Annotated in this window: 16 protein-coding genes; 6 read left to right on the forward strand and 10 right to left on the reverse strand. The window is 57.9% G+C overall.

Annotation, left to right across the window (positions count from 1 at the left end; all coding sequences use genetic code 11):
• Positions 1-20 precede the first annotated feature (20 nt).
• Positions 21-1709, reverse strand: coding sequence for an RNA polymerase sigma factor RpoD/SigA (locus UH5x_RS10690; RefSeq protein ID WP_047816777.1), 1689 nt, complete (start codon positions 1707-1709; stop codon positions 21-23).
• A 492-nt stretch (positions 1710-2201) separates the two neighbouring features.
• On the opposite strand from UH5x_RS10690, the gene UH5x_RS10695 reads away from it, so the two are divergent.
• Positions 2202-5444: a [protein-PII] uridylyltransferase family protein gene (locus UH5x_RS10695; RefSeq protein ID WP_482635651.1), complete on the forward strand. Its 3243-nt coding sequence runs from the start codon at positions 2202-2204 to the stop codon at positions 5442-5444.
• Between the two features lie 258 nt (positions 5445-5702).
• On the opposite strand, the gene UH5x_RS10700 is transcribed toward UH5x_RS10695, so the two are convergent.
• Complete coding sequence (locus UH5x_RS10700) at positions 5703-8528, reverse strand: protein kinase domain-containing protein (RefSeq protein WP_047816776.1); 2826 nt, start codon at positions 8526-8528, stop codon at positions 5703-5705.
• A 235-nt stretch (positions 8529-8763) separates the two neighbouring features.
• On the opposite strand from UH5x_RS10700, the gene hemC reads away from it, so the two are divergent.
• Entirely contained in the window at positions 8764-9753 is a 990-nt protein-coding gene (gene hemC / locus UH5x_RS10705; protein WP_261340234.1) for a hydroxymethylbilane synthase, read from the forward strand.
• A gap of 57 nt (positions 9754-9810) precedes the next feature.
• Positions 9811-11130 carry a glutamate-1-semialdehyde 2,1-aminomutase gene (gene hemL / locus UH5x_RS10710; RefSeq protein ID WP_482635652.1) on the forward strand — a complete coding sequence of 440 codons (1320 nt, stop codon included), beginning with the start codon at positions 9811-9813 and terminating at the stop codon, positions 11128-11130.
• A gap of 84 nt (positions 11131-11214) precedes the next feature.
• On the opposite strand, the gene UH5x_RS10715 is transcribed toward hemL, so the two are convergent.
• Together UH5x_RS10715 and UH5x_RS10720 are read right to left on the reverse strand one after the other, a co-directional pair.
• Positions 11215-11709, reverse strand: a complete 495-nt coding sequence (locus tag UH5x_RS10715) for a hypothetical protein (RefSeq protein WP_482635653.1) — start codon at positions 11707-11709, stop codon at positions 11215-11217.
• Positions 11706-12026 carry a flagellar biosynthesis anti-sigma factor FlgM gene (locus UH5x_RS10720; RefSeq protein WP_047816772.1) on the reverse strand — a complete coding sequence of 107 codons (321 nt, stop codon included), beginning with the start codon at positions 12024-12026 and terminating at the stop codon, positions 11706-11708. Before UH5x_RS10720 ends, UH5x_RS10715 begins: the two co-directional genes overlap by 4 nt.
• Before the next feature lie 1055 nt (positions 12027-13081).
• On the opposite strand from UH5x_RS10720, the gene UH5x_RS10725 reads away from it, so the two are divergent.
• Complete coding sequence (locus UH5x_RS10725; protein WP_047816804.1) at positions 13082-13825, forward strand: sugar phosphate nucleotidyltransferase; 744 nt, start codon at positions 13082-13084, stop codon at positions 13823-13825.
• Positions 13818-14768 carry a ribose-phosphate diphosphokinase gene (locus tag UH5x_RS10730; RefSeq protein ID WP_047816770.1) on the forward strand — a complete coding sequence of 317 codons (951 nt, stop codon included), beginning with the start codon at positions 13818-13820 and terminating at the stop codon, positions 14766-14768. The genes UH5x_RS10725 and UH5x_RS10730 overlap by 8 nt, the downstream gene beginning before the upstream one ends.
• Positions 14769-14840: 72 nt before the next feature.
• On the opposite strand, the gene UH5x_RS10735 is transcribed toward UH5x_RS10730, so the two are convergent.
• Both UH5x_RS10735 and UH5x_RS10740 read right to left on the reverse strand, forming a co-directional pair.
• Positions 14841-16328 carry a tyrosine-protein kinase family protein gene (locus tag UH5x_RS10735; RefSeq protein WP_482635654.1) on the reverse strand — a complete coding sequence of 496 codons (1488 nt, stop codon included), beginning with the start codon at positions 16326-16328 and terminating at the stop codon, positions 14841-14843.
• A gap of 16 nt (positions 16329-16344) precedes the next feature.
• Positions 16345-17880: a hypothetical protein gene (locus tag UH5x_RS10740; RefSeq protein ID WP_482635655.1), complete on the reverse strand. Its 1536-nt coding sequence runs from the start codon at positions 17878-17880 to the stop codon at positions 16345-16347.
• 755 nt (positions 17881-18635) lie between these two features.
• Here UH5x_RS10740 and UH5x_RS10745 point away from each other — a divergent pair.
• Positions 18636-18827 carry a hypothetical protein gene (locus tag UH5x_RS10745; protein ID WP_047815490.1) on the forward strand — a complete coding sequence of 64 codons (192 nt, stop codon included), beginning with the start codon at positions 18636-18638 and terminating at the stop codon, positions 18825-18827.
• Positions 18828-18946: 119 nt separating this feature from the next.
• Here the strand turns inward: UH5x_RS10745 and UH5x_RS10750 are convergent, their stop codons facing one another.
• From UH5x_RS10750 to UH5x_RS10765, 4 genes are all read right to left on the reverse strand, one after another.
• Positions 18947-20176 (reverse strand): DUF1559 family PulG-like putative transporter, encoded by a 1230-nt coding sequence (locus UH5x_RS10750; RefSeq protein WP_482635656.1) that lies wholly within the window; start codon positions 20174-20176, stop codon positions 18947-18949.
• A gap of 344 nt (positions 20177-20520) precedes the next feature.
• Positions 20521-21753 (reverse strand): DUF1559 family PulG-like putative transporter, encoded by a 1233-nt coding sequence (locus UH5x_RS10755; protein ID WP_482635657.1) that lies wholly within the window; start codon positions 21751-21753, stop codon positions 20521-20523.
• Between the two features lie 848 nt (positions 21754-22601).
• Positions 22602-23627: a Gfo/Idh/MocA family protein gene (locus UH5x_RS10760; RefSeq protein WP_482635658.1), complete on the reverse strand. Its 1026-nt coding sequence runs from the start codon at positions 23625-23627 to the stop codon at positions 22602-22604.
• A gap of 66 nt (positions 23628-23693) precedes the next feature.
• A complete protein-coding gene (locus UH5x_RS10765) occupies positions 23694-25040 on the reverse strand; it encodes a Gfo/Idh/MocA family protein (protein ID WP_482635659.1) in 1347 nt (448 codons plus the stop codon).
• Positions 25041-25296 lie beyond the last annotated feature (256 nt).

Raw genomic sequence — 25296 nt, forward strand, 5'->3', positions numbered from 1 at the left:
CGATCCATGCACCTGCGATCTCAGATCGCTTCACTGCCTTCGAACAAGGACACTTCCGCTCCGTCGAGGAAGCTGACCAGTGACTTGGCTCGGTAAGGTTGCTGCAACTTACGAACAGCCTTGCTCTCGATTTGACGAACACGTTCGCGGGTGACCTGGAAGATTCGCCCCACTTCTTCCAACGTGTAGGTGTAACCGTCGGCCAAACCGTATCGCAATCGAAGGATCTCACGCTCGCGGTAGTTCAGCGTTTCCATCGCCAAATCGATCTGGTGCTTCAACGCTTCGCGGTTGGTTTCCACCAACGGATCGTCATTGCGATGGTCTTGCAGGAATTCACCAAAGACACTGTCGTCGTGATCGCCAACCGGCTGATCCAAGGACAATGGCTGGCGACTCATTTTCAGAATCACGCGAGTGTCATCGAGAGACAAACCACTGCGACTGGAGACTTCTTCCGCGGTGGGTTCCCGGCCATGTTCTTGGACCAAATCACGAGTGATTTGGCGGATCTTGTTCATCGTGTCGATCATGTGCACGGGCACACGGATCGTGCGGCTTTGATCCGCGATCGCTCGCGTGATGGCCTGACGAATCCACCATGTTGCGTAGGTGCTGAATTTGTACCCTCGAGCGTGCTCGAATTTGTCGACGGCTCGCATCAAACCCGTGTTGCCTTCTTGGATCAGATCCAGGAACGACAACCCTCGGTTGCGATACTTTTTCGCGATCGAAACCACCAACCGCAAGTTGCCCGCTGACAGAACTCGTTTGGCGGCGTCGTAGTCATCGCGATAGGTGTCGCATCGTTCGACACGACGAGAAAGCGTGCGAGGTGTTTCGTAGGTCAACCGCATCAGGCTGCGGAGTTCGGATCGCAACTCATCGCCCGACGGCATGCCAGGCATGGTTGATCGATGATCGTCCGCCAAGATGGCCCTGATCTCTTGCATGCGTTCGCAACTGCGTCGGAGCTTTTCAAAGATGGGCTGCAGCTTGTTGGTTCGCAGATTCATCTCCTCGACCAACCGCACCGCCTTGTTTCGGCGAATGACGAGGTTCCGCCAAGCCGCACGACGACGACGCATTGGCAGCGACGAATTGATCGCGACCATGTAGTCGCCGCGGTTTTGATGCAGCAAGTAGTCCAATGTGCGAGTGTTGGGAACGATCCGTTTCATGATCGCTTTTTTCTCGGCCGCGTTGGTCACGCTGACTTCGATGGTGCGATCCAGACGCAATTGCTTGTCACGGACCTGTTGCAGCAACTTCAGTGCGGCTTGCAACATGAAGTCCGTTGCCATCATGCAATGACGGTAACGTTCCCGGGTGGCTTCGATCTGCTGAGCCGCGGCAACCTCCTGGTCTCGCGTCAACAATGGGATCTGCCCCATTTGCATCAGGTACATACGCACCGGGTCTTCGGTGGGATCGGTCGGAAACTCGTCGCGACGAGAAACCGCGTCTTCGTCGCCTGCCGCACCGGCTTCGATTTCCTCGGAGATCGAATCCGAGAACTCCTGCCCCATCGTGCGTGATCGGCGATTGACCGAATCCTCGGCATCAAAGGCGTCGTCCTGCAAGCTACGGCGGCTGAGCTTCTTTCCCATCAAGGTCTCCTCGACACCCGAAACATTATCAACACGATTGGGTGAGTGAGACCAAGCACCGGCGGTGCCAGTCGCCTCTTGGGGCAACACATAAATCATAGCAAACCGTTGTCGCAGAAGGAGTTAGGCGGACTGACCGCCTGCGGGATGAATGAGTTTGCGACGTGGCGCGTGGGTTCCAGACATCACCGACGTTGCGTTCCCGCAACACTCGGTGAACAACCACCACACACCTCAACACCGTGATTATTTGATGCACGACGTTCCCCCGCCTCGCATATCAAAACGTAGGTCACGTCTGAGTGATGTCACGCAAGATTTGAATTTCGTTGTCATCATTTTGGCTCAACAGATGGATCTCGGAATCCGGCCCGCGGGGGCAATCCCCCCCGACCAGACGCCTCCGCCCTGCCGAGCTGATTTGGTGAATCAGGTGCCCCACCGTCCGCTACAACGATTCCCACCCACCGTCTAAACTCCCTTGTGGCGTTGCGAAAAAATGCGTGGTCGCGAAAGCGGTCCAATCAATAAGACGCAGCTCAACGACGCGAAGTTCCGTGGAGGTTCCTCGAATGCGACTGGATGGATTGGATGAGTGACTGGGCCGACTATGCGCCGCTGAGCCCCGAACATGTCGCCGATCCGTCGCGTGTCCACCAATCGCTTTCTGCGATCGCAGGCAGCGGCGTCTCCGAGGATCTGCTGCAACTGCTTTGGTCGGGGCTGGTTGAACACCTGCACCTGACGGATGACCCCGACGAATCCATCGATCGCCTGAGCCAGTTTATCGGCGTCTCGCGCAGCCCGATGGCTCTGCTGGCGCTGTTCGAACGCGATCCGATGATGCTGCCTGCGTTGCTGCAGGTACTCAGCACCAGCCCAGCGATTGCAAAATTGCTGATCAACGACCCGGAAAGCTTCGACCTGATTCGAGCCAGCGACGGTTCCCCGGCGCAGCGATCGGTGCTGATCGACGAATTGTCCGGCGAAATGGAAACGATTCAGTCCAACCGCCGCGCTTCGTTCGCGATCCGGCGATTTGCGAGCCGTGAAATCCTTCGAATTGCCTACGGCGAGTTTGTTCGTGGTCTGCCACCGGACAAGGTTCAATCTCAAATCAGCTTCGTCACCGACGCGATCATGGAGGCTGCATTGGCGTTCGCAATCACGTCCTTGTCGGCCAAACGACCAACCCCGCAGCGCATCGACGGAAGCCAACCGAGATTCTCGATCATCGCCTTGGGCAACTACGGCGGGCAAGAAATTGGCTACGAATCGCAACTGGATTTGTTGCTGCTGTGCGACCAGATCGACCGCAAGAACGCCAGCCACATCGACTTCCATCAACAGGTGGCTCGCAGCCTGGTCGAACTGTTGCAATCCAACGGCAGCCAGGTCATCCCGTTCTCGTTGCGATTCGACCATCAACCCACTCAGAACGAATTGATGTTGTCCGACACCCAGCGTTTGGGAGTTCAGTCCACACGCCCACAATCGTCGTTGGGTCGTCAGCCGACCAGCAGCTCAGGAGCCGACATCGACTTCTTCGGCATCAACGAAGCCGCCACGCATTACGAACGGAATGGACGCACGTGGCAACGCCTGGCATTCGTCAAGGCACGCCACGCAGCGGGCGACGAAGCATTGTCCCAGTCGTTCCTGAAACGAATCGAACCCTGGGTGTATCACCACTTGCTGACTCGCAGCGAGATCGCTGACATCCGGGTGCTGAGGCGGAAACTGGAAAAACGAGCCCTCGCGACCACCTCCACCGACGCCACCCCGATCGCGGATGTCCCCGGCGGTCGTCGCGACATTGAACTGACCATCCAGTTCTTGCAATTGCTTCACGGAGGCGACTTGCCTGATGTTCGAGTCACTGGAACGCTCCCCGCCATCACAGAACTGTCGCGACATGGGTGCCTGACCTCCCAAGAGGCCACCATCCTGTCGACCAACCACGCGAAACTGTGTCGCTTGGAACACCTCTTGGCAGTGCTGTTTGATCACCGAATCTCACACTTGCCCGACGAGGCAGATGTTCGCGCTCGGCTCGCTTGGCGACTGGGAGTTCGCACCGAGCCGGCCGATGCCGCTGCCATTCATCTCAAGGGGGACGCGGCACGTTTTGAAGAGATGTTGCAAGAAACGTTCGACGTCAATCGAAAGATCATCAACCACTTGATGGTTGACGAAGTGCCCCCAAGCGAAATTCCAGTCCCCGACGGAAACTCAGGTTCTGGCGACGACAGTGAACCCAGTTCGCTGCATGATCTGGCGGTGATCACCGAACTGATCCTGGACCCGGATCCAGACATGGATGTGTTCCACCAAACCGTCGCTCAGTATCGATTCAACCACGTCCCGCAAGCGATCTCCAATGTGCTTGCGCTCAGCCAAGAAACGGTTTCGTTCCTTTCTCCTCGGCGATGCCGCCACTTCTTTGCTGCGGTGGCTCCTCGCGTGTTGCAAGAAATCGCGGCTTCTCCCGATCCAGATTCCACGCTGGCTCGGCTGGTCGCGATGACGGATTCGATTGGCGCCAAAGCCACCCTGTGGGAATTGTTGCGGACCAACGATGCGACGCTTCGCCTCACGGTCTCGATGTGCTCCTTGGCTCCTTACCTGACGAACATCCTGATCGATCATCCCGGCATGATTGACGAATTGATCGATTCCTTGGTGATGGATCGTCTGCCCACGACCGAACGCTTGGATGCGCAAACCATCCGGTTGTGCGATGGCGTGGACGAGATCGTCGACGTGCTACGAAATGTCAAAGCCAGTGCTCATTTGATGATCGGCGTCCGTGATCTGCTGGGGAAGGAATCCATCGATTCGATCAGCCAGTCGTTGACCGATACGGCGGAAGCCTGCTTGCGTCGCGTCATCGACCAGGAACACGAGCGGCTTGCCCAACGGTACGGAGACCCCCTCGATCAAAACGGGGAACAATCCGAGTTGGTCGCTGTCGCTCTGGGACGTTTTGCCGGCGGCGAAATGAACTACCACAGCGACTTGGATCTCACGTTCGTGTACACCGCGGAGGGCGAAACCCAACGTCGCGTTGGCGGTCCAAAATCGACACTTTCCAATCGTCAATTCTTCAATCAGTTGGCGGGCAACATTCTTCGGCGGATGGACCAATCCAACGAAGGCCGCTTGTACGAACTGGACTTGCCCTTCGCCGGCGGCGCCGACGAGTCGGTCTTGGCAATGTCACGGGACCAATTTCTCAAACCGTTTCGCCTGCGGACCGCTTCGCTTTGGCAATCGGTCACGCTCTGCAAAGCTCGACCTATCTCGGGTTCCCGCGAAGCACGCGAATCGATTGACCAGATGCTTCAAAGGGTGATTCGCAGCGTCAGTTGGCGTGACAGCATGAACCGGGAACTTCGTGACTGGCGTGAAAACAACGAATCCACCGCAGGCCCCAACAACCTCAAACGCGGCGCCGGAGGGCTGGTGGATATCGAATTGATTGCTGCCGCAGGCGTCCTCCGAGAGGCCCATGACAGTGACTTTCCGCTCCACGCCAACACCGTTCAGTGCCTGGAAGAACTCTCTCGCCGGAAGTGTTATGCCGAAGACGATGTTCAAACCTTGGCTCGCAACGGCCGTCTGTTACGAAGCATCGAAGGCAAACTCAGATTGCTCAACACAGTGGCCCGACATGAGCTGCCGATCGGCTTCGAAGATGAAGAACCTCCGCTAGAACTCAAACAATTGGCGATCCTGACGGGAACCGAAACACCTCGTGAATTGCGAAGGCAATGCGAAGCGATCCGCCAGGAAAACCGTGACCTGCTCAATCGGTTGGTGCCGAAAACCTAGTGGTCTGTCACAGCTAAAAGTGAGGGTTGATCGTAGTGGACGAGGCCACGAGTCCTTGGATTTGACGCCAGTTCAGGACTCGTGGCCTCGTCCACTACCCTAAAAACAAGTCCTGACAGACCACGAGTGCCGTGCCACAGCTTGGAATGAGAGTGGATGAGAACCGACTAAATCAACAGTCGAACTAGCGTCAAAACGCGAAGCTGTGTCGCAGGACTGACACGTGATCTCATCGGCAGCATTCACCTCTCGAAAAGGTCAGAGGGTCGCTTCAATCCATTCTCGCCAATCTTGCCACTGAAATTCGTCCATGCTGGACGCTGGCAACGAGGGCAGCATCACGGTTCGGCCCAGGTCGGGACGCTCCAGGTGAACCGACAGCAAACCGTTGATGTCCAGCTCGAACCCGAGTCGTCGCCTGGGGTTCACTTCGTCGGGCGCCACCTCGATCGTATGCCGACCAAGAGTCTGCCAATTCTCGCCAATCTTGCCGGAAGACTCCACCAAAGACAAAGTCATCTGGTTGTCGCGTGCGGTACCGTTGAGCTGACGATTGGTGCGAGCTGGCGTGGGCGTTCCTCTTGGAATGATCGGCAAAATTCGCCGCTTGCCGTCACGATCAGCGACAACGAATCCAATGGAATGACCCGCCACACCTTTGGCAGGCGGTTCCGAACACAACTGGCCTGGCAACTCGGACGCCACACAGGCTGCCGCGCCGTGAGCCGCATCGACTTGATCGTAAAAAGCGATCGCCGCATTGGGAGCCCCTTTCGTCAGCACACGATCGCGAATTGCCGGCAAACGCAACAAGGGCCCCATTGCCAAACAATGCCTCAGGTCAGACGGCAGCACACCGGCGCGCTGGCAAACCAACTGAATGCTTTCTTCAATCGACAACATCAAATCTTCGCACTGGGTCAACCACTCCTCACGAGTCAGTTCCACCGTGTCAACGTGGTTTTGGTGAGCGATCTCCACCCGTGTTTCGGGCATCAACAACAACTGGTTCATCGCACGCTCACCCGCCATCTGGATGCGTGTGACGTGAATCAATTCCTGTCGGTTGGCTGGCAGCCCTTGAACGCGTTGGGGATCGCATGGCAACCGAGACGAAATCATTTCCACCAATCGCCGGGACCATGCCATCGTGCCGTGGCACCAATGTCCCGAGGTCGCGATCTGTCGGATCTGGCCGCCGTAGACTTGCAGAACCGATACGTCCAACGATTGCCCTGTCAGGCCGACATACAGGATCGGCGCCGACGACTGCGAATCGATTGGCGGCAACGGTTCTTCCGCATGACTGCTGCGAGATGGAGTTGTCATCGCGAAGCGTGTCACCGCGATGCTGCGTTCGATCAAACGCACCGCTGGCAAGCCCGCCAATTGCGCGGCTTGATAAATCGCGCGGCGATGCAATTGGTCATAACTCGAAGGGACCGTGATCGCGACGGCATCGGGCCAGCGTGCATGCCGTTTCCAACTCGTTCCCAACGCCATCGGCGACGACGAATCGCCATCAGGTGAACCGGGTGAGTCCAGTTGGCTCAATGTGTTGCCAAGCAAATGCCGCATGCACAATCCCATCGTGACCTCGGGAGGGCACATCCGCCCACCGATCCGCCGCATCATGTCATCGCGGCCAAAGTACATCATCTGGCAATGAGCCACCCGCTGCGGATGCCGCTCACGACGTTCGTAGGCACTGTCACCAAACAGAATTGTCGACAGCCCGGTGTCCCGGTCCGTCTTTTCAGCGACCGCGATTCGGCACAGCGGACGGGGGCCTTGCGATGACATCCCCGGCCATCCCGACAACATGGATCCATCGGACTGAGTGATCGCAGTGGCAGCGTGGGTCATCCCGAGCTCAATGCCGATGACACTGAGCAAACCGCGGCGTGTGGATTCCCCTCCCACCGTCGTGTGATCTTCGCCGGTTTCGCGTCTCGCAAAATCCAACACCCAGGCGGGGGTCGAACGGTCGTTGTCGTAAGGCGACATCGCGCGCGCGACTTCGTCCATTGAGCCGTACCGCTCCGCCGGATCTTTGGCCAGCATCCGACGCACGATGTCCGCCAGTTTCAGATCCACGTCGTTGCGAAGCGTCATCAGATCCGGCACTTCACCATGGCGATGACCGTACACCTGTTCGACCAAATCGCCCGTGAACGGTGGATGTCCCATCAACAGATAGAACAGCGTCGCCCCCAGCGAATACTGGTCGCTGCGCGAATCGGCCGAGTTGGCGTCCTCGAGTTGTTCCGGTGAGATGAACGACAACGTCCCCAGCAGAGGTCGGTTCTTCGCTTCCGTGGTTGCAGAACTGAGAGGGTTGTGATCCTCCGGAAGATCCAATTCCCGTGGCTTGATGTCTCGAGGCGAGGGATACCAATCCGCCGAAAAACGAGCCAATCCGAGATCCAATAACTTGATCGTTCCATCGTGGGCTCGCATCAAGTTGCCAGGTTTGACGTCACGGTGCACGATGCCGGCCGCATGAGCGTGATGCAGCGCGAAAGCCGCTTGGCGGATGGCGGATGCGGCATCACCGATCGACATTGGGCCTTGATCGTTGACCCATTGCGACAGCGTTCGCCCATCGACGTACTCCATCGCCAGGTAGTGAATGCCGTCGGCTTCTCCCGCATCAAAGGCGGTGACGATGTTCGGGTGCATCAACCGGGAAGCCGCGCGAACCTCTTCGTAGAACCGATTGACGGATTCCACGCGATCGAGCCAACGAGTCGGCAAGATTTTGAGTGCGACAACGCGCCCCATCGACCGATGCTCGGCCAGGAACACTTCGCCCATCCCACCTCGGCCGATTGGGCGTCCGACTTTGTAGACCCCCACAATCTCGGGGATGGACCGATGGAACGCTTCGACTTCAAATCCAACCTCGGAATGCGTTTGGTCCCGAGTCAATTCACCCATCGATTCGGCCGCGGATGCGTCCATCAGTTCCGCCCACGAACTGGCATCGTCCCCACCGGACTCCTTGGAGTTTTCGGTGTGACGTCGCGTGTCCCGGCCGGCGGCATCGCCGAACAGTTCAGGTTCGTCAGAAGAATTGGACAAGGGCAGACGGAGGATGGGAGATGGAGAAGGTGCGAGAACGCAACCGAAGTCCCTTCCTGACCGAGTCGCACTCGGTTCCGGAACTGGCGCCCTCGGCCTACACTCTTGTTTAATAGCGTAACGACGCAGCGGAAGATTATCCGCCATGATTTTCGCATTTTCGGTCCCTCCGTCCACCCTTCCCAACGAATAAACCGCACCTGTGGCCCCGACTTCCTCCTCCGACGCCCCCCGTCTGCGAATCGCCACCCGAGAAAGCCCCCTGGCCATGTGGCAGGCCGAACATGTCGCTGAATCCCTCAAAAACCGAGGATTTCAGACCGTCATCGTGCCTTTGGTCAGCAAAGGCGACACCGACATGCGTCCGATCGACGGCACTCGTCAGGTCGGTCTGTTCACCAAACGTATCCAACAGGCCCTCGTCGACGACGAAGCCGATGTGGCGGTCCACTCGCTCAAAGATTTGCCCACGGAACCGGACAATCGCTTCGCATTGGCAGCGGTTCCCCCCCGAGAATCCGTCTTGGACGCGTTGGTCTTTGCCGACAACAGCCCCCACTGGAATGCCTCCTCCAGCGCGTCAGGCAGCGGCTCACCGCTGGCCTGTTTGCCGCAAGGATCTCGAGTCGGAACGGGCAGCACACGACGGTTGGCCCAGCTGAAACAACTCCGTCCCGACCTGGAAGTCCTGCCCATTCGCGGCAACGTGCAGACTCGGTTGGCCAAGCTCAACGCGGGCGAATTCGACGCGATCGTGCTGGCCCACGCTGGAATTCTGCGTCTGGAAATGACCCGCCTGCCTCACCAATTGTTCCCACTCGACGAAATGCTGCCTGCACCCGGACAAGGCGCCTTGGGGATCGAAGTGCGAAGCGACAACCCCAACGCACTGCGGGCAGTCTCCCGTTTGAATGACGCTGCGGCACGCTTGGCTGCGACTGCAGAACGCAAAGTCCTTTCCGAGCTCCACGGCGGGTGCCTGGCCCCGATTGCCTGCCACGCTCATCTGGACACTTCCGATCAAGGCACTGAGCTTTGCCTGAATGCGATCGTGATGTCAGCCGATGGGAACGAACGATTGCAAGAGCAGGCCCGCGTTGCAGTCACTCCCGACGACGCCGATTTGGAGGTCGCCGCAGCCCATCAACTGGGCACGTTGGTTGCCGATCGACTTCGAGCGAACGGTGCAGACCATTTGATTCGTACGGTTCGCGACGACTCCTGATTCCAGGCTGCCACCACCAGCCGCCACCCTCCCTTCGTTTCACCTCCCCCATCGATCATGAACTCACCTGCGAATTCATCTGCCGCTCGTCCCACCGCTGGCCCCAAGAGCGTGGCTGCCTTTGAACGTGCCTCCGCGCTGATGCCCGGCGGAGTCAATTCACCCGCACGAGCGTTCGGTGCCGTCGGTGGCACGCCCTTGTTCATTGAACGAGCCGAAGGCCCCTACCTGTTCGACCTCGACGGCAATCGCTACCTCGACTACATCGGTTCGTGGGGGCCCATGATCCTGGGGCACGCGCATCCCGAGGTCATCGGCGCAATCACCGCGGCGGCCTCCAAGGGCACCAGCTACGGCGCGCCGACCGAAGCCGAATCCCAACTGGCTGAGCAGATCATCGAAGCGGTTCCCAGCATCGAAAAGGTCCGCTTGGTCAACAGCGGAACGGAAGCCACCATGAGCGCGCTCCGTGTGGCTCGAGGCGCAACGGGACGCAAGAAAGTCATCAAGTTCGCCGGCAACTATCACGGCCACGTCGACGCATTGCTGGTTGCGGCCGGAAGCGCTGCGGCAACGTTGGGTGCCCCCGATTCTCCCGGTGTGACCCCCGGTGCCGTCCAAGACACACTCGTTCTGTCCTACAACGATGTGCCCGGTTTGCAGAACGCTTTCGAACAACATGGTGCCGAGATCGCTGCCTTGATCTTGGAACCGGTGGTGGGAAACATGGGCTGTGTTGTGCCAACGATGGAATTCTTGAACGCCGCACGCGACCTGACAACGCAGCATGGATCCATCCTGATCTTCGATGAAGTCATGACCGGTTTTCGAGTGGCCTACGGCGGAGCCCAAGAACGGTTTGGAGTCACGCCCGACATGACCACGCTGGGCAAAATCGTTGGCGGCGGGATGCCGTTGGGAGCTTACGGCGGCCGCGCCGAGATCATGAACCAGGTGCTTCCGGCGGGCAAAGTCTTTCAAGCCGGAACACTCAGCGGCAACCCGGTCGCCGTCGCCGCGGGCTCGGCAACGCTGCGTTTGTTGAAAGAAAATCCTCCCTATGAGCAACTGGAGCGATTGGCGACCCGTTTGGCCGATGGCCTGGACCGCGCCGCCAGCGACGCGGGCATCGCTCACACAGTTGCCAAAGCCGGCGCGATGCTGACTCTGTTCTTCAACCCGGATTCCGTTCATTGCTGGGATGATGCGGATCGCTGCGATCGAGAGGCATTCGGACGCTACTTCTGGGGGTTGATTCAAGAAGGCATCTACATGCCATGCAGCCAATTCGAAGCGATGTTCTTCAGTCAGCAACACACCGAAGCGATGATCGACGAAACGATCGCCGCCGCGGACAAGGTACTGAAGTCGCTGTAAGAGCGGGCCGGGCGGCTCTCTCTTCCTGCTGCTTTGACTTGGCATCGACACCGAAGAAACGGCCAGGAACCCTGTGAGTCCCGCTCATTGAGGCCCAGGATTCTGCCCGTCTTGGTAGGCACGCAGGCGGTCGATCAGCACCAGCAATCGATTCGCGGCGGTGGGCAACGCGACTTCACCCAGTTCGGTGAGCGCGGCGGATGGCCCGCGAGTTTTCTCGCAGACCTGCTGCATCTCAATGGAGATGCGGCGAGCCAAACGTTCTTGGTCTTGGCAGAACCGCAGCCGGGTTTTCCAGCGAGCCACATTCTTGGCTTCTTCGGTGGCCGGCACTCGATCGCCGGAACGCACCGTCGAACGTTTTCGGCTGAGCTGATCCTGCGCGGCGGTCAGCTCCCGTTCGGCCAGGCGATTTTGATCGCGCCAGTACGCGATCTGATTGACCGAGAAATGTTCGTCGACACGATTCAGGATCGCGTGAATGGAGTGGCTGGACTGACACATGCGGTCCGCCAATCGCTCGACAGCCTGTCGAAGGGCATCGAGCGAATTAAGGTCTCTGACGTCGCTTTGCGTCACGCCAGTTCATCGAGGAAGCGGTCGAGTGCCGCGTCCATCTTCTCCGGAGTGTCGTAGCTTCCATCGGCGATTTGACGACGGATGTCGGCCACACGATCAATCCGGATTTCACCGCCACCGGCAATCGGCGAGGCAGAATCCAATCGATTGACGGAAGTCGCGGCACTGGACAGGTCGAGTTGGTCCACTGGCGCGGCGGTGGTCCTCTGCGTGGCGGCATCTGCCTTCAGGCGGTTCGCACCAGCATTGGCAGCTGGCTTGGAAACCGATGAAGCGGCTTGGCTCGTAGAAAGTCGAAATGGACCGTAAATTTGCATCTTGACGCGTGCTCCCGGGAGGAAAGCGGAATTGACAACCGGATCCTATGCCGGACCTTCGTGGCCCATTTGGCATGTCGATCGATCGACAAAAATTTGAAAAGGATTGTGGGTGTGACAACCGATCCGTCTTGAACAAACGCCAACAGCGCATGCCAATCAGGGAACTCTCGACTCGGTTATCAGCGTTGCAATCCTTGTCCCAGGAATCAATCCGTCAGAATCGGTGGAGACTTCGCAAGCGCAGGTTTCGAGAACACGTCTGATATCGGCTTCCAAGACCCAGGGCCTGCAGTCCCAATTGAATTCTGAGCAAAAGTTCTGGGCAAAATCCTGTTCGGTCACACTAGCAATCGCGTGAAACCGCCGGCAAGGTCAACGCAGCCAAAAAAACCGGCTTTTGCAGACGAATTGTTTCAAGCCCGAACGATTTCCATCCGAGACGCTTCCGTCTGCATTCCGAATCGTTGGGCGGGTGCCGTTTTCAAGTGCTGTGATTGTCACCACTTGCGGCTCTCGGTTCACCCACGCGAGAGGTCGCGAAGCCTTTTGGTGCGGGTTTCCGTACGGTGCACCTCCCCCGAAACAAAGAGGTCGTGCGGCTTTCAGCTGCTTTATTGCCAGGCGCTTGTCATCACCCTCCCCTTGGGAGGGTCGAGCGAGGGGAGGGCTCAGCGTTGGATCCAGCGCGTAACTCTTCCCGGCCCGAAGCGGTCCGACCCTCCCAAAGAGAGGGTGAAGAAAAACGGCACGACCTCTGCAGCGGGCGGGGCTCGCAAGCTGCTACGAGCACGGCACTTAAAAAGCGGCACGCCCTCCGCCCTGGGGGCCACTCCACCGCGGCCAGCTCGTCCCAACACCCGAAATCGTGGCACGAGCAACTCCCACGCCGACGGTTCGGGCAAGGTACCGGCTTGCCCGAAAGGTACCGGCAAGGGACGATGTTGGCCCGCGTCATTCTTCATTCGCCATCCCCATCGTCGCCGACGGCTTTTCTCGGACCCCCGATGACCACGAAGACAGAATCCTCCGCTCCCTCCACTGCAAACGCCAACGTGTGCCTCGTTGTGCTGGCCGCTGGCAAGGGAACTCGCATGAACAGCGAACTCCCCAAAGTGCTTTGCCCGGTCGTCGATCGCCCCATGATCCACTTCGTTTTGGACGCCGCTGACAAGGCTGGCATCCAAAAGAAGATCGCCGTGGTGGGCTATGAAGCCGACCTCGTCCGCAAGGAACTGGGGACTCGCAACGACGAGACATTGTCCTTCGCGGAGCAAACTGAACAACTCGGCACGGGACACGCCGTTCAAATGTGCCTCGATCAATTGGCTGATCACGATGGCCTGACACTGGTCATCGCCGGTGACTCGCCGCTGATCCAACCGTCCAGTTTGATCAAATTGATTGAGCACTTCCAAGCCACGCGTCCCGCGTTGCTGCTTGGCACACTGACCAAAGACGACCCGACGGGGCTCGGCCGCATCGTGCGAGACGACAGCGGACAATTCACCGGCATCGTGGAACACAAAGATGCCACCGATGAGCAACGTGCCATCTGTGAAGTGAACATGAGCACGTACCTGTTCAACAACGCCGATTTGCTGGATTCGCTTTCCAAACTCAGCAACGACAACGCTCAAGGCGAATACTACCTGACGGATTGTGCTCGTCTGCTTCACGAAGCTGGACGTCCCGTCGAAGCCTTGCCCGTTCTGCAGGATTGCGAATCGCTTTCCATCAACAACCCTGAGGAACTTCAATTGGTCGACCAAACAATGCGAGCGATGGGTTATGCGTGAACTGAAAATCTTCAGTGGCCGAGCAAACCATGATCTTGCTGAAAAGCTTTGTCGTCACCTGCATCTGAAGCCAGCTCGCATCACGCTGGGACAATTCCCAGACGGCGAGAACTACTGCAAACTCGATGAAGACGTTCGTGGTCGCGACGTGTTCTTGGTGCAACCGACTTGCCCGCCGGTCAACGACAACTTGATCGAGTTGTTGACGATGATCGATTGCTGCAAACGAGCCAGCGCCGAACGCATCACCGCGGTCATTCCCTACTTTGGGTACGCGCGTCAGGATCGCAAAGATGAGGGTCGTGTGCCGATCACCGCGAAATTGGTCGCGAATCTGATCACGCGGGCGGGTGCGGACCGGGTCCTCACCATGGACCTTCACGCCGCCCAAATCCAAGGATTCTTCGACGTCCCTGTCGATCACTTGTACGCCGCTCCGGTGATCAACGACCACTTTGTCAGCCGACGATTTTCTGGTGATGAAGTGGTGGTCGTCAGTCCCGATGAAGGCAGCATCAAACGCGCACTGGGTCACACCAAACGGCTCGGTGGCAGCTTGGCCATCGTCGACAAACGCCGCACCAACGCTCTGGAAGTCCGCCAGAACACGATCATTGGCGGTCCCGTCGAGGGCAAGATCGCGTTGATGTTCGATGACATGATCAGCACCGCTGGATCCATCTGCGGCGCAGCTCGCTTGGTTCACGAAGCCGGTGCGAAAGAGATCCACATCGCTTGCACTCACGGTGTTCTGTGTGGCCCTGCCATCGAACGACTTCGCGATGCTCCGATTGATTCCATCACCGTGACCGACACGATTCCCGTGACAGGTGAGAAGTTGCTGCCCAACCTGGTCCAACTTTCGGTCGCACCGTTGTTGGCCGAGGCGATCAAGCGGATTCACCACGACCAATCGATCAGCGAACTTTTTCGCGAACGCTGATCAACGAGAGACGCCACGGCGATGCGATGACAGAAAAAGGTACCTGACACCTTTTTCCCGACTGCTCCCAAATCACTCTGTGTCCTGGCAGAAGTTTTCGACAATTCCCACGCCGGTCAATCCATTCCGGCGAAGCTCGCTGACGAGTGCCTCCACGTCGGATTCGTTGGTGCGGCTCATGTCACGCACGATCAATGCCGAGTCACAAAGGCTGGCGGTCGACAAGGCAGCGGTGCCGCAATCAATGATCACCAGATCAAAGGATTGCTTCAGTCGTTCGACCACCTGTTCCAACTCGCTCGATGCCGGGGACAGTTCGTCGGCACCAGGCAACAAGGGAATCAAAGTCAACGCGTCGGACTCCGATGCCACCGCGACTTCTTCCACGGGGATGCCATCGCGAATCGCATCGATCCAATCCAGGTCCAGTTCGAGGGCAAAGTCATCGCTCAGCGTGGGGCCATCGATGTCAGCGTCGACCAAAGCAACCTTCATTCCGGTGTAAGCCACACTGAGCGCGATGCCCATCGCAACCGTCGAACGACCTTCGCCGGGCAGCACACTGGTCACAGCGATGGAACCTAGCCCGTCGACTTGAGCGTCCACGATGTGTTGTCCCAATTGATCGGCCAGCGATCCACAGAGGAACAATTCCGACACCGTGTCCGGGATTTCAAGTTCCGTCACTTGCCACGCGGCCACAAACGCTCGCTTGGCAACTTCCTTGGGTTCCTCCGTGGGAACCACAACCGGCTGGGCTTCCGCAACGGGTGCTGGTTCAGCAACTGGCCGAGGCTCAGCAACGGGAGTTGGTTCAGCGATGTCCGCGGTTTGCTGCTGCATTGACTCGGCGAGATAACGTTCCGCTTCACTCACCTGCAACGTGACCCGAGCCGCCACATCCGGAACCGAATGCGATTCCCAATCACAAACCGGTGCACGGGGTGGCGCTGAGTCGAAAGCTGGCGCCGGCGAAGCATCCATTTCGATGGTGTTGGTTTCGACAGCCGGTGACGCAGGTATCTTGGCGACGCCCGAAACGATCAGCGGCTCGCCAATTCGTCGAGCGGTGTCATCCACATCGACAGGACGGTCGATGCGTAAACGAGTCGATTGGTCCGCCGTTTCCATCCAGATGGAGGTGGACTCCGTCACAGATGCATCCAACTGCATTCCGGTCGCGTCGTCGCGACGATCACCCCGCATCGGCTTCAATCGATCCGAGGGTCGTTTGATTGCCGACGGGGAATCTTTCAGCAAATGCGTTTTCGGTGCGGGGATCACAGGTTCCTCCACCACGGCCGTGGTTTCGTCGACCGTTTCTCGTTGGCGACGCATCGAGGCGGCACGATCCAGTCGCAACACCGCCTCGTCCAGTCGCCGTGTGACTCGTTCGGATCGCTCCAAACCAGTCAATGATTCTTGGGTGGCGGTGTCATTCGTCCGCGGTGGAACCACGGCGGAATCGATCGAATCGACCGCCTGCATTTGGGCCACCGTCTTGGAAACGTAACGACGATTCCGGGCGTGCGATTGAATGAAGTTATTGGGTTGATTCATCACGTTTCCCTGTCACTCAGCGGCGCAGATTGGATTCGGGAAAGAAAGACGGGGTGGCGACTCTGGCTTCGGGCTGGTCGCCGGAGGAGGGAACTTGGTTTCCAACGGAAACCTCCGGCCCATCTCCTGGCAAAGCAAACTGAAAATCCGGAGACAATGGCGATTGGGTGGTCGGGAACACTTCCGGCGAAGCAGGTCGTGCACCATCCGCCGAGGCTTGCTCCCCCAATTCCGATGGCATAGGCGGCAGGTAGTCGATCCAATTGGTGATCAATCCTGGCGTGCCGGTTTGCAACGGGGCTGGAATGGCGGGCGACACAGCGTCCACTGGACCCTCACTGTTCCCGGGAAGAGAGCGATCGTCGTCAGGCAGCCCCAACTCCGAATTCGCTTCTGAAACTGGCGAAGTCAAACCAGGGTTCGAAGGAGCCATGGCGACTTGAGGTTCACGGACCACGGGGGCGAATGATTCAGCAGCCGGTTCGCTGTGAAAGGGAGCGGAATCAAAAGGAGGCACTCCACCAACGCCATGTTGGGTCGCGGAGGATGCCAACTGCGATTCCACCAGACTGGTTCCGCTTGGAGCCGATCCGAATTCGCCCGCACGTGTCGGCTGCCCTAATTTTGTTTTACTCATCGAATGAGTCGGTGCGTTCAACCCTGGCATGTCGCCCGCTGGGCCTTCCAGGCCCCCACTGTTCGCGCCCTCTCTGCTCGAGCCCCCCAATTTCGAAGCCCCCGCAACCGAGGCCCCTGTCTTGTAGGAGTCAGCCTTGAAGGGCGTCGGTTTCGGGGCCAAAGTGTTGGCTTCCGCGCCAGCGACTTTCGTTGCTGAATCGGAGATGGACCGAGATTGTTTGGGTCGAGGTGTTTTTTTACTGGATGCCACCGAACCGAAACTGGACTTCGCTTCCAACTTGGATGCGGTTTCGTCGACAGCCGGTTCCTTTGCGCTCAATACTTCCGAGTTTTGCTGAGCGTTGGGATGCCTTCGCGGAGCGAACACCGCCCAGCATGCAATCAGTGCCAGCAACGCCAGCAGCGTGTTCCGAGAACCAACCAGAGCCAGGGCCCGATTGCTCAGCGATTCCGAGGTGGCTTTCCAGGATCCGTCCCGGTCGGTTTCGGCGGGCACCGAGGCTTTGCTTGCGTCCACAGACGTGTTGCGTGGCGGCGAGCTTGGTTGAGTCGCAGCAAACGATTCCACTGCTTTCGCGATCACCACCGGTTCTTCCACCGCAGCAGGTGGCGGAGGAACAGGACAAGTCACAGCCGCAGCAACCGGCGTCAAATCGGGAAGCCTTGTGACGCTGGAATGATTGACCGCGTCGGGCGCGGTTTGTGTCGCCGCATCCAGCAAGTCTTGCATCACCGGTGAAGCGGGTGCGTCTTGCTTGACGGACGACGAATCCTCCTCGGCACAGCCCTCACCTGAATCCGTTGGCGGATGCAAATCGGGCAATCGCAGCAGGGTCGGCGCGATTTCTTCGAACTCCGCGCGTGACGGATTGGAAGGACGTCTTGGATCAGTGTTTTTGGACGCGGTTGTCATGCGTACTTCTCTCGTTTTGGAACGTGAGTGGTCGACGGAAACATCCTCCACGTACAGGACTCTCCAGGCGCAACATCTCCCCCTCCACGGATCGACAACGAACGGAAACGATCTTGAGGGAAATCCGGAATAGCGAAACTTTGCGGGCCAGGACAAGACGGATCAAGCCATGATCCACCTCCGTCTTAGTTTCACGCGATTGCGTTTCATTCCTGTCCCAGCAATCCGCCCTGCGAAAAGGTCGTGCCGTTTGGAAATGCCGTGCTCGCAAGGGTGAATCCACCCTCCTGAACGCAATTCAAGCAGGTCGGTAGGACTGATCAGGCACAACCATGTGAGCCGTTTGGGCGTTCGCCCCGGTTGGACGTGGCAACAGTGGCGTTTTCTAAAACAGTCCAAATGCCGAAAGACTCCTGCCGACCTGCTTGGCGTCTTGCGAACCCCGCCCGCGCAGAGGTCGTGCAGTTTTGAAGTACCGTGTTGCCAAGCGTTTATCATCACCCTCCCTTGGGGCGTTCGAAAAATAAATGGTGGCGGGCGTCTGGGTATCGCCCCGGATGGGGCCGTCGTGGGAGTTGGGGGCGTCCCTCGCTCACGCTTCGGGTTGTGATGGGTGGCTGCTGCAGAAACGGCCCAAAACCCAGCACCAGAAAACGGCACTACCTCCGAGCGGGTGAGGACAATTCTCAATTTCAATTGACTCTGCTAAGTTGGTCATCGATTGATCTCCCCATTCAACCTTTCGGTACAAATCGATGAAACAAGTTTTTCAAGGCGTTTGCTTTGCCTCTTTGGTCGCCTTCGGCGCCTGTGCATTGCCCGGTTGTGGCTCCGACGAACCAGCCTCGGTCGTGGATTCCACGGACCTCGACGCCATTGCCGAGTACGAACGCATGATCGCTGAAGAAGAAAAGTCTGCGAATGAAGGCATGGAAGCCACTCAGTAACCCGCTCACAACCGAGTTGTCCCAAAAGAAAACGCCACGTTGAAATCAACGTGGCGTTTTTTGGTTTCAGAGGAAGTCACCGCAGCTTGTTCTTGTCAGGCTGCGGCGGTCAAAGACGATCAGAATTCCTGATCGATGACTTCGCGTGCACCTCGTGAGCCGAGCGCCCCCCACAAGCCATAAGGGCTTTTGGCACCCGGTTGGTTCATGTTGGCATCGTTTCCACTTCGCCAAACGACCGGGTTGTTTTGGTTCCCTGATTCGATGGACGAGGTGATGAACTTGACCGCACCATCCCCCATCAACACGTGCACTCCACCTTGGTGACGGCTCGACATCGTCATGATCGACGGTCCGTTGGAATCGTGCGGAATGCAGGCGGGACTGTTGGGTGGAAGAATCGTGTGGACCTGTGACTGAGCGTTTTGGCAATCCGCCCAACGGTAACCACGCCCCTTGCTAACGCCCTCCAGCGACCCCGCCGTCCAAAACTGCGGCCGCTGCGGATCCACCATGGTGGGCTCTTCGATGCACAGACTTGGGTTATCGCGAATATTGGCTTGAGCCGACTGCCCACTGGGATGTTTCTTCGCCCGCGTTCGGTTGTCCAAATCCCCCAAATCCGTCGCAATCTCGCCCATCGCGATGGTGTTGGACAAACCATCGAGCACATCACGGAATTTCACCTGTTTGTGCTTCACAAAGAAACCACGGTTGGCAGCGCGAGAATGCTGGGCGTAATTGCTCGCCGCCCCCGAGTTGGCCGGCCGGAGGTCACCGTGCATCGTCCACCAAAACGAATCTCCCATCGACATTGCGTAGTTGGTTCGTCCAAGACTGGGCAAGCCTTTGCCTGGATCGCTGGGACAACGCAGCGTCGGCAACTCAGTCGCCCAAGGCTTGTACTGGATGTTCTGGGGTGTTGGCCCCATGGACGGCCAAGGGTTGGTTGGAGTCCCAATCCCCGCCCCCGTATTGCCGTCGGTTCGCTCCGCGTTGGGATTGGTGATCTGTTCCCAGATCGCCTGCTGCTCCATGAATGGAGTCATCCCAACCAACGCGTTCAAACGCCAATAATTGTGGGTCGTGTAACTGGACCACCAATTGTGTCCCCCGTTGCCGGCGTCGGTCCCGACACCCTGCATTGGAGCGCCGTTGTAGGCGCTGTGGTAGTTGTGCATCGCCAGACCAAGCTGCTTGAAGTTGTTGCTGCAGCTCATTCGACGAGCCGCCTCACGTGCCGCCTGCACCGCCGGCAACAACAACCCGACCAAAACGCCAATGATTGCGATGACGACCAATAACTCGACCAACGTGAAACCACGCCGACTGCTTCTCTTCAATTTCATGTTTCGGTTCCTCTGAATAGAAATGCGAATGAGGACCTGTGAGCCAAAGTCCTCCACACAGACATTCCGAATGCAGCGGAATTCCAACGCTCAAAAGACGCACTTCCAATCGCTAAAGAACTACAAGGGAAAACACTCCCGCCTTAACGGCCGTCCTTTGCGTGTAGTGCGAGAATCCTCCCGGATAAAAATGTCACTATTTTTGACAAAAATCAGCAGCCAAGCAAGAATTTCCGAAACAACCCCAGCAGGGGGAACGCAACCTTCCCTTTTCGATACGAAAAACGCCACGCTGATACTTCAGCGTGGCGTCGGAAAACTGAGCTTGACGACCTCGAACGGTTCTAGAATTCGCCGTCGATCACTTCGCGGGAAGCACGTGATCCCAACGAACCCCACAACCCATAGGGGCTTTTCGAACCCGGTTGGTTGAAGTTCGCAGCGTTTCCGCCCAAGTGAACCACAGGGTTGTTCTGGTTCCCAGATTCAATGGACGAAGTGATGAACTTCACGGCACCGTCGCCCATCAAGACGTGAACGCCACCTTGGTGACGACTGGAGGCGGTCATGATCGAATTGCCGTTGGAATCATGAGCAACACACAGCGGTGCGTTGGGCGGCAAAATGGTATGAACGTTCGATTGAGCGTTCTGGGAATCTGCCCAACGGTAACCACGGCCCTTGAGAACGCTTTCCAACCCGCTGTTGACCCAAAACTGTGGACGGGTCGGATCAACCATCGGCGACGTGTCTTCGATGCAAAGCTTGGGATTGTCACGCATCAACGCTTGAGCACCCTGACCGCCGGTATGCACTTTCCCACGGGTCCGATTGTCGCCGTCCCCCAAGTCCGTCGCGATCTCAGCCATTGCGATCGTATTGGACAGACCGTCCAGAACATCGCGAAACTTGGTTTGCGAATGCATCTCGAAGAAGCCACGGCTCGCAGCACGCGAATTTTGGGCGTAGGTGCTGGCTTCACCTGGGTTGGCTGGACGCAGCTTTCCATTCATCGTCCACCAAAACGAGTCGCCCATCGACATTCCATAGTTCGTTCGACCAAGGCTAGGCAGGCCTTCGCCCGGATCGCTCGGACAACGCAGGGTCGGCAGTTCCGTCGCCCAGGGCTTGTACTGGACATTGTCAGGGGCAGGTCCCATCGGAGGCCAAGGATTGGTCACAACGCCAATGGCTGCTCCGGTGTTGCCGTCGGTTCGCTCCGAATTGGGGTTGGTGATCTGCTCCCACAAAGCTTGCTGCTCCATGAAAGGGGTCATCCCCACCAACGCGTTCAAGCGCCAGTAGTTGTGGGTCGTGTAGCTGGTCCACCAGTTGTGGGTGCCATCCCCGGCGTCGGTTCCAACACCATGGATCGGAACCCCGTTGTAGGCGCTGTGGTAATTGTGCATCGCCAGACCGAGTTGCTTGAAATTGTTGCTGCAACTCATCCGTCGTGCGGCTTCGCGAGCGGCCTGAACGGCAGGCAACAACAACCCGACCAGAACGCCGATGATGGCGATCACGACGAGCAACTCGACCAGCGTGAAGCCGCGGCGAGAAGGGCTTTTACTTAACATGTAAACATTCCTTGGATTCAATAGTGCTGTTTGGAAATATTATCAACCGAGCGAAACAATTCTCGCCGTTTGCATATGCGAATTTTTCACATAGTTTATATTCAGTTGAACACCACTATCAAACCTTGGTGTCGATTGATTTGCCAAAAACACCTAAAAGAAGGGGGCAACCCCCTCCTGAGGTAAGCCACCCACAAAGGGGCCCCCGGGACAAGAAACACTTTCAAACAAATCCCTGCATGAGGAGCCTGATCACCACCCAAACGGCATAATTTTTTTTGTCACGGGTTTCCGGGCACCACGACTTGCCGTTGTGGCGAGTGCCGCCTGCGAATTCGCGAGGGCAGAGCGAGTCACTGGACCTCCTCGGAACACTGGAGGCGGTGCAGCTCTTAAGTGCTGTGTTGCCAAGCGTTTATCATCACCCTCCCTCTGGGAGGGTCGAGCGAGGCGAGGGGAGGGCTCAGCATTGGATCCAGCGCGTGCCCCTCCCCGGCCCGAAGTGGGCCGACCCTCCCAAAGGGAGGGTGAAATCTAACCGCGCGAACTCCTTCGTCGGGGGGGGTTCTTAAGACGTTACTGGAACAGCACGTAAGAACTGCACGGCACTTCGTTTGGCGACAGGTGGGTGAGCGACGTCAGAGTCGAACCGTTGTCCTCAACTGTTCCTTCGGGCAACTCTCAAACGCCAAGCCTCATGGCAACCAAGCCCATCTCCAACCGTTCGCGTCACACGGCTCGACGACAGCGACCGACCACGCAAACATTTGGGGACAAATGTTCTACTCTCATTCCAGACGCCAGTGATCGATCCCAGCGATGCCAGGCTTAGGAGGCGTCCATCCGCTTCACTCAGAGAGCGACTGGTTCAGCTCGCCGGCTTTGACTTGGGCCGCTTGCATCACGGTCTCAATCGCGACCGGAATGCCACCTTGGCGTTTGCTTTCGAAAGCGGCTTGCATGAAGGCGTACAGCTCGATCGTTTCCGCGGGTTCGATCGGTGATTCGCCGGTGCGGAAGAATTTTGCGATCTCGACGAGCAAGGGGCGGTAACCGTCGTACTTTCCAATTTCCTGAATGGCCTTTTCTCCGTAGACCATTCCGCCGTAGCCGGAGCTGCCGGCTCGGATCCCTCGAAACGTTCCGATTCGTCCGTCATTCCAACGGCCGACTGCAAATTCAAAGTCCTCCGTCGAAGTGTGGGAAACCGTCTCGCACCCCACGCCCATGCAGGTGTAAAGGGTTTCGACGCCATGGATCCCATACCAATACAAGTCCACGTGTGACGGCTCGATCTTGCACGGGCTGTGTGCGCTGCACCCCAGCACCTTGCCCACCGAACCACCACGGATGGCTTGGGCGCCGTGGCTGTACCGCAGCGAAGAGCTCGAGAACATCGGCACCTTGTAGTGCTTCGCCGCTTCGTAAATGGCAATCGTTTCGGCCAGGTTCGCCCCAACGGGTTTGTCGATGAACACCGGCTTCCCGGCCGCGAAGACCTGCAACGCTTGTTCGTGATGCAGCGTCCCGTCGTTGGTTTCGAGCAACACGCAGTCCACCTTGGACAACAGATCGCTGATTGAATCAACAATCTCAATTCCCATCGACTTCAGCTGCTCGGTGTAGCCGGGGATTCGGCTGCTGCTGGACTCGATCGTTTTGCTTCCGTAGGGATAGGCGGCAACGACGCGAAAACCAGCCAACGGATCATCGCCCGAGCGCTCGGCGTTGAACTCTTTCGCAAACGCTGGCGAATGGGACGTGTCCAAACCAATGATGCCAATTCGAACCGGTTCCTCCGCCGACACCACCGAGGTAGAAGACAAAGCACTCAAGCAAAGAAACATTGCAAAACCAACCACACCAGCACGCATAGAACCACTCAGAAAACAAAGAAGAAAAACCAGTTGAATTGACGAAGCCGAGCCAATCGCAGCGACTCAGATCTTTGGCTCCCAGCCGGGTTCATACTCTCGTCCCCACAACGCCAATGCCTCGGGGTTGCCGAGCGGTTTGCCGCTGGCCGGGTCAATTTCCAACTCCGACGAACTGCGGTAGGCCATGTTGCCAAGGTGACAAAGCAACGTGCTCCGATGGGCTTCCTGAATGTCCGCATTGGGGCGTCGCCCGGTGCGGATGGCGTCCAAGAAATCAGCAAGGTGGCTGGTGTCGCCACCTTCACCGTTAACGGTTTCGATTTCTTTATTGTGGTCATCGAACCGAGTGAAACCGTTGCCCCGGACGATGATGGAACCTTCGCTGCCGTGAAAACTGACTCCCACCGCTGCGTCATGAGGCCCCAAGGGCGACCAACTGAGCCCTTCCCAGGTGGCCGTTTTTCCTTCGGGAAAATCGTACGTCACCATCATCGTGTCGGGTGTTTCTTGATCGTCGTCATGACGGTACTTGCCTCCGCCCGCCCGCACTCGACTGGGTGTGGTGACATCCAATCCCCAACGAGCCAAATCCAAGACATGGATGCCATTGTTCCCCAGTTCACCGTTGCCCCAGTGCCAACGCCAGTGCCAGTTGTAGTGAATCAGATTGTCCACGTATTCGCGTCGCGGAGCGGGCCCTTGCCACAGATCCCAGTTCAACCAATCCGGTGCAGCGGCCGTCTTGCCATGCCCGATCGATGGACGTCGGTTGTTGTACCAACTGCGTGAATAGGAAACCTTGCCGATGCCTCCCGAATGGACGAGATCAATGGCCTGCATGACGGCCGGCCAACTGCGACGTTGTGATCCCATCTGAACCACTCGGTCATGCTTCCGTGCCGCCTGCACCGCCAACACGCCTTCTTCCGCAGTCTGGCTGCATGGTTTTTCAACATAGACATGCTTCCCCGCCGCACATCCTAAAATCGTCGCGGGCGCGTGCCAGTGGTTGGGCGCGGCCACCACCAAGGCATCGATGTTGCTTTCATCGAGCATCTTTCGAACGTCAACAAAGGTTTTGGGGCGATGGCCTTGGCTGTCTGCAACGGAAGCCGCGACCTTCTCGGAAGCCCTCGAATCCACGTCGCAAATCGCGACCACATCAGATCCGGGGTCTTTGATGAATCCTTTGGCCAACGCGGCACCGCGATTGTTGACCCCCATGATCCCAACTCGGATGACTTCGTTGGGCGACTTCTTGGCCGATGTTTCGGCGAGCACAGGACGAGCCGCGACGGTCGCCCCCAGGGCCGCCCCCGCCTTCAAAAACAAACGACGATCACGCCTCCGAAGGTTTGGTTGCGCGGGCAAAGAAGACTGCACATCAGGATGCTGAGAACGCTTATTCATGGCGAAATCCTTGGTTGGATCGAATCTCCCATCCTTTCATCACACAACACTTTCCAAATCACACCGCAAACGAGCATGCGAAACGAAAACGGGGGGCAGTGACGATCGGTGGGCGGTCTTGGATGCTTCGATTTCGAAGCGTCCAGGATCAATCGATCAAAGAGGCGGGCGGGTTGGGTGGGAAACCAGAATCAGCCTTCAAGCCGACTCGGCGAGGCATCCGCCAACGTTTGACTGGTGAGCCGGATGCATCGTG

This window comes from Rhodopirellula sp. UH5, from assembly GCF_056839225.1.

What these genes read in the sequence shown, in the direction of transcription:
- UH5x_RS10750 (WP_482635656.1), bottom strand. Translation starts at nt 20,176, where the DNA reads ATGAAATTGAAGAGAAGCAGTCGGCGTGGTTTCACGTTGGTCGAGTTA.
- UH5x_RS10745 (WP_047815490.1), top strand. Translation starts at nt 18,636, where the DNA reads ATGAAACAAGTTTTTCAAGGCGTTTGCTTTGCCTCTTTGGTCGCCTTC.
- UH5x_RS10730 (WP_047816770.1), top strand. Translation starts at nt 13,818, where the DNA reads ATGCGTGAACTGAAAATCTTCAGTGGCCGAGCAAACCATGATCTTGCT.
- UH5x_RS10740 (WP_482635655.1), bottom strand. Translation starts at nt 17,880, where the DNA reads ATGACAACCGCGTCCAAAAACACTGATCCAAGACGTCCTTCCAATCCG.
- UH5x_RS10735 (WP_482635654.1), bottom strand. Translation starts at nt 16,328, where the DNA reads ATGAATCAACCCAATAACTTCATTCAATCGCACGCCCGGAATCGTCGT.
- UH5x_RS10755 (WP_482635657.1), bottom strand. Translation starts at nt 21,753, where the DNA reads ATGTTAAGTAAAAGCCCTTCTCGCCGCGGCTTCACGCTGGTCGAGTTG.
- UH5x_RS10760 (WP_482635658.1), bottom strand. Translation starts at nt 23,627, where the DNA reads ATGCGTGCTGGTGTGGTTGGTTTTGCAATGTTTCTTTGCTTGAGTGCT.
- UH5x_RS10690 (WP_047816777.1), bottom strand. Translation starts at nt 1,709, where the DNA reads ATGATTTATGTGTTGCCCCAAGAGGCGACTGGCACCGCCGGTGCTTGG.
- UH5x_RS10720 (WP_047816772.1), bottom strand. Translation starts at nt 12,026, where the DNA reads ATGCAAATTTACGGTCCATTTCGACTTTCTACGAGCCAAGCCGCTTCA.
- UH5x_RS10765 (WP_482635659.1), bottom strand. Translation starts at nt 25,040, where the DNA reads ATGAATAAGCGTTCTCAGCATCCTGATGTGCAGTCTTCTTTGCCCGCG.
- UH5x_RS10695 (WP_482635651.1), top strand. Translation starts at nt 2,202, where the DNA reads ATGAGTGACTGGGCCGACTATGCGCCGCTGAGCCCCGAACATGTCGCC.
- hemL (WP_482635652.1), top strand. Translation starts at nt 9,811, where the DNA reads ATGAACTCACCTGCGAATTCATCTGCCGCTCGTCCCACCGCTGGCCCC.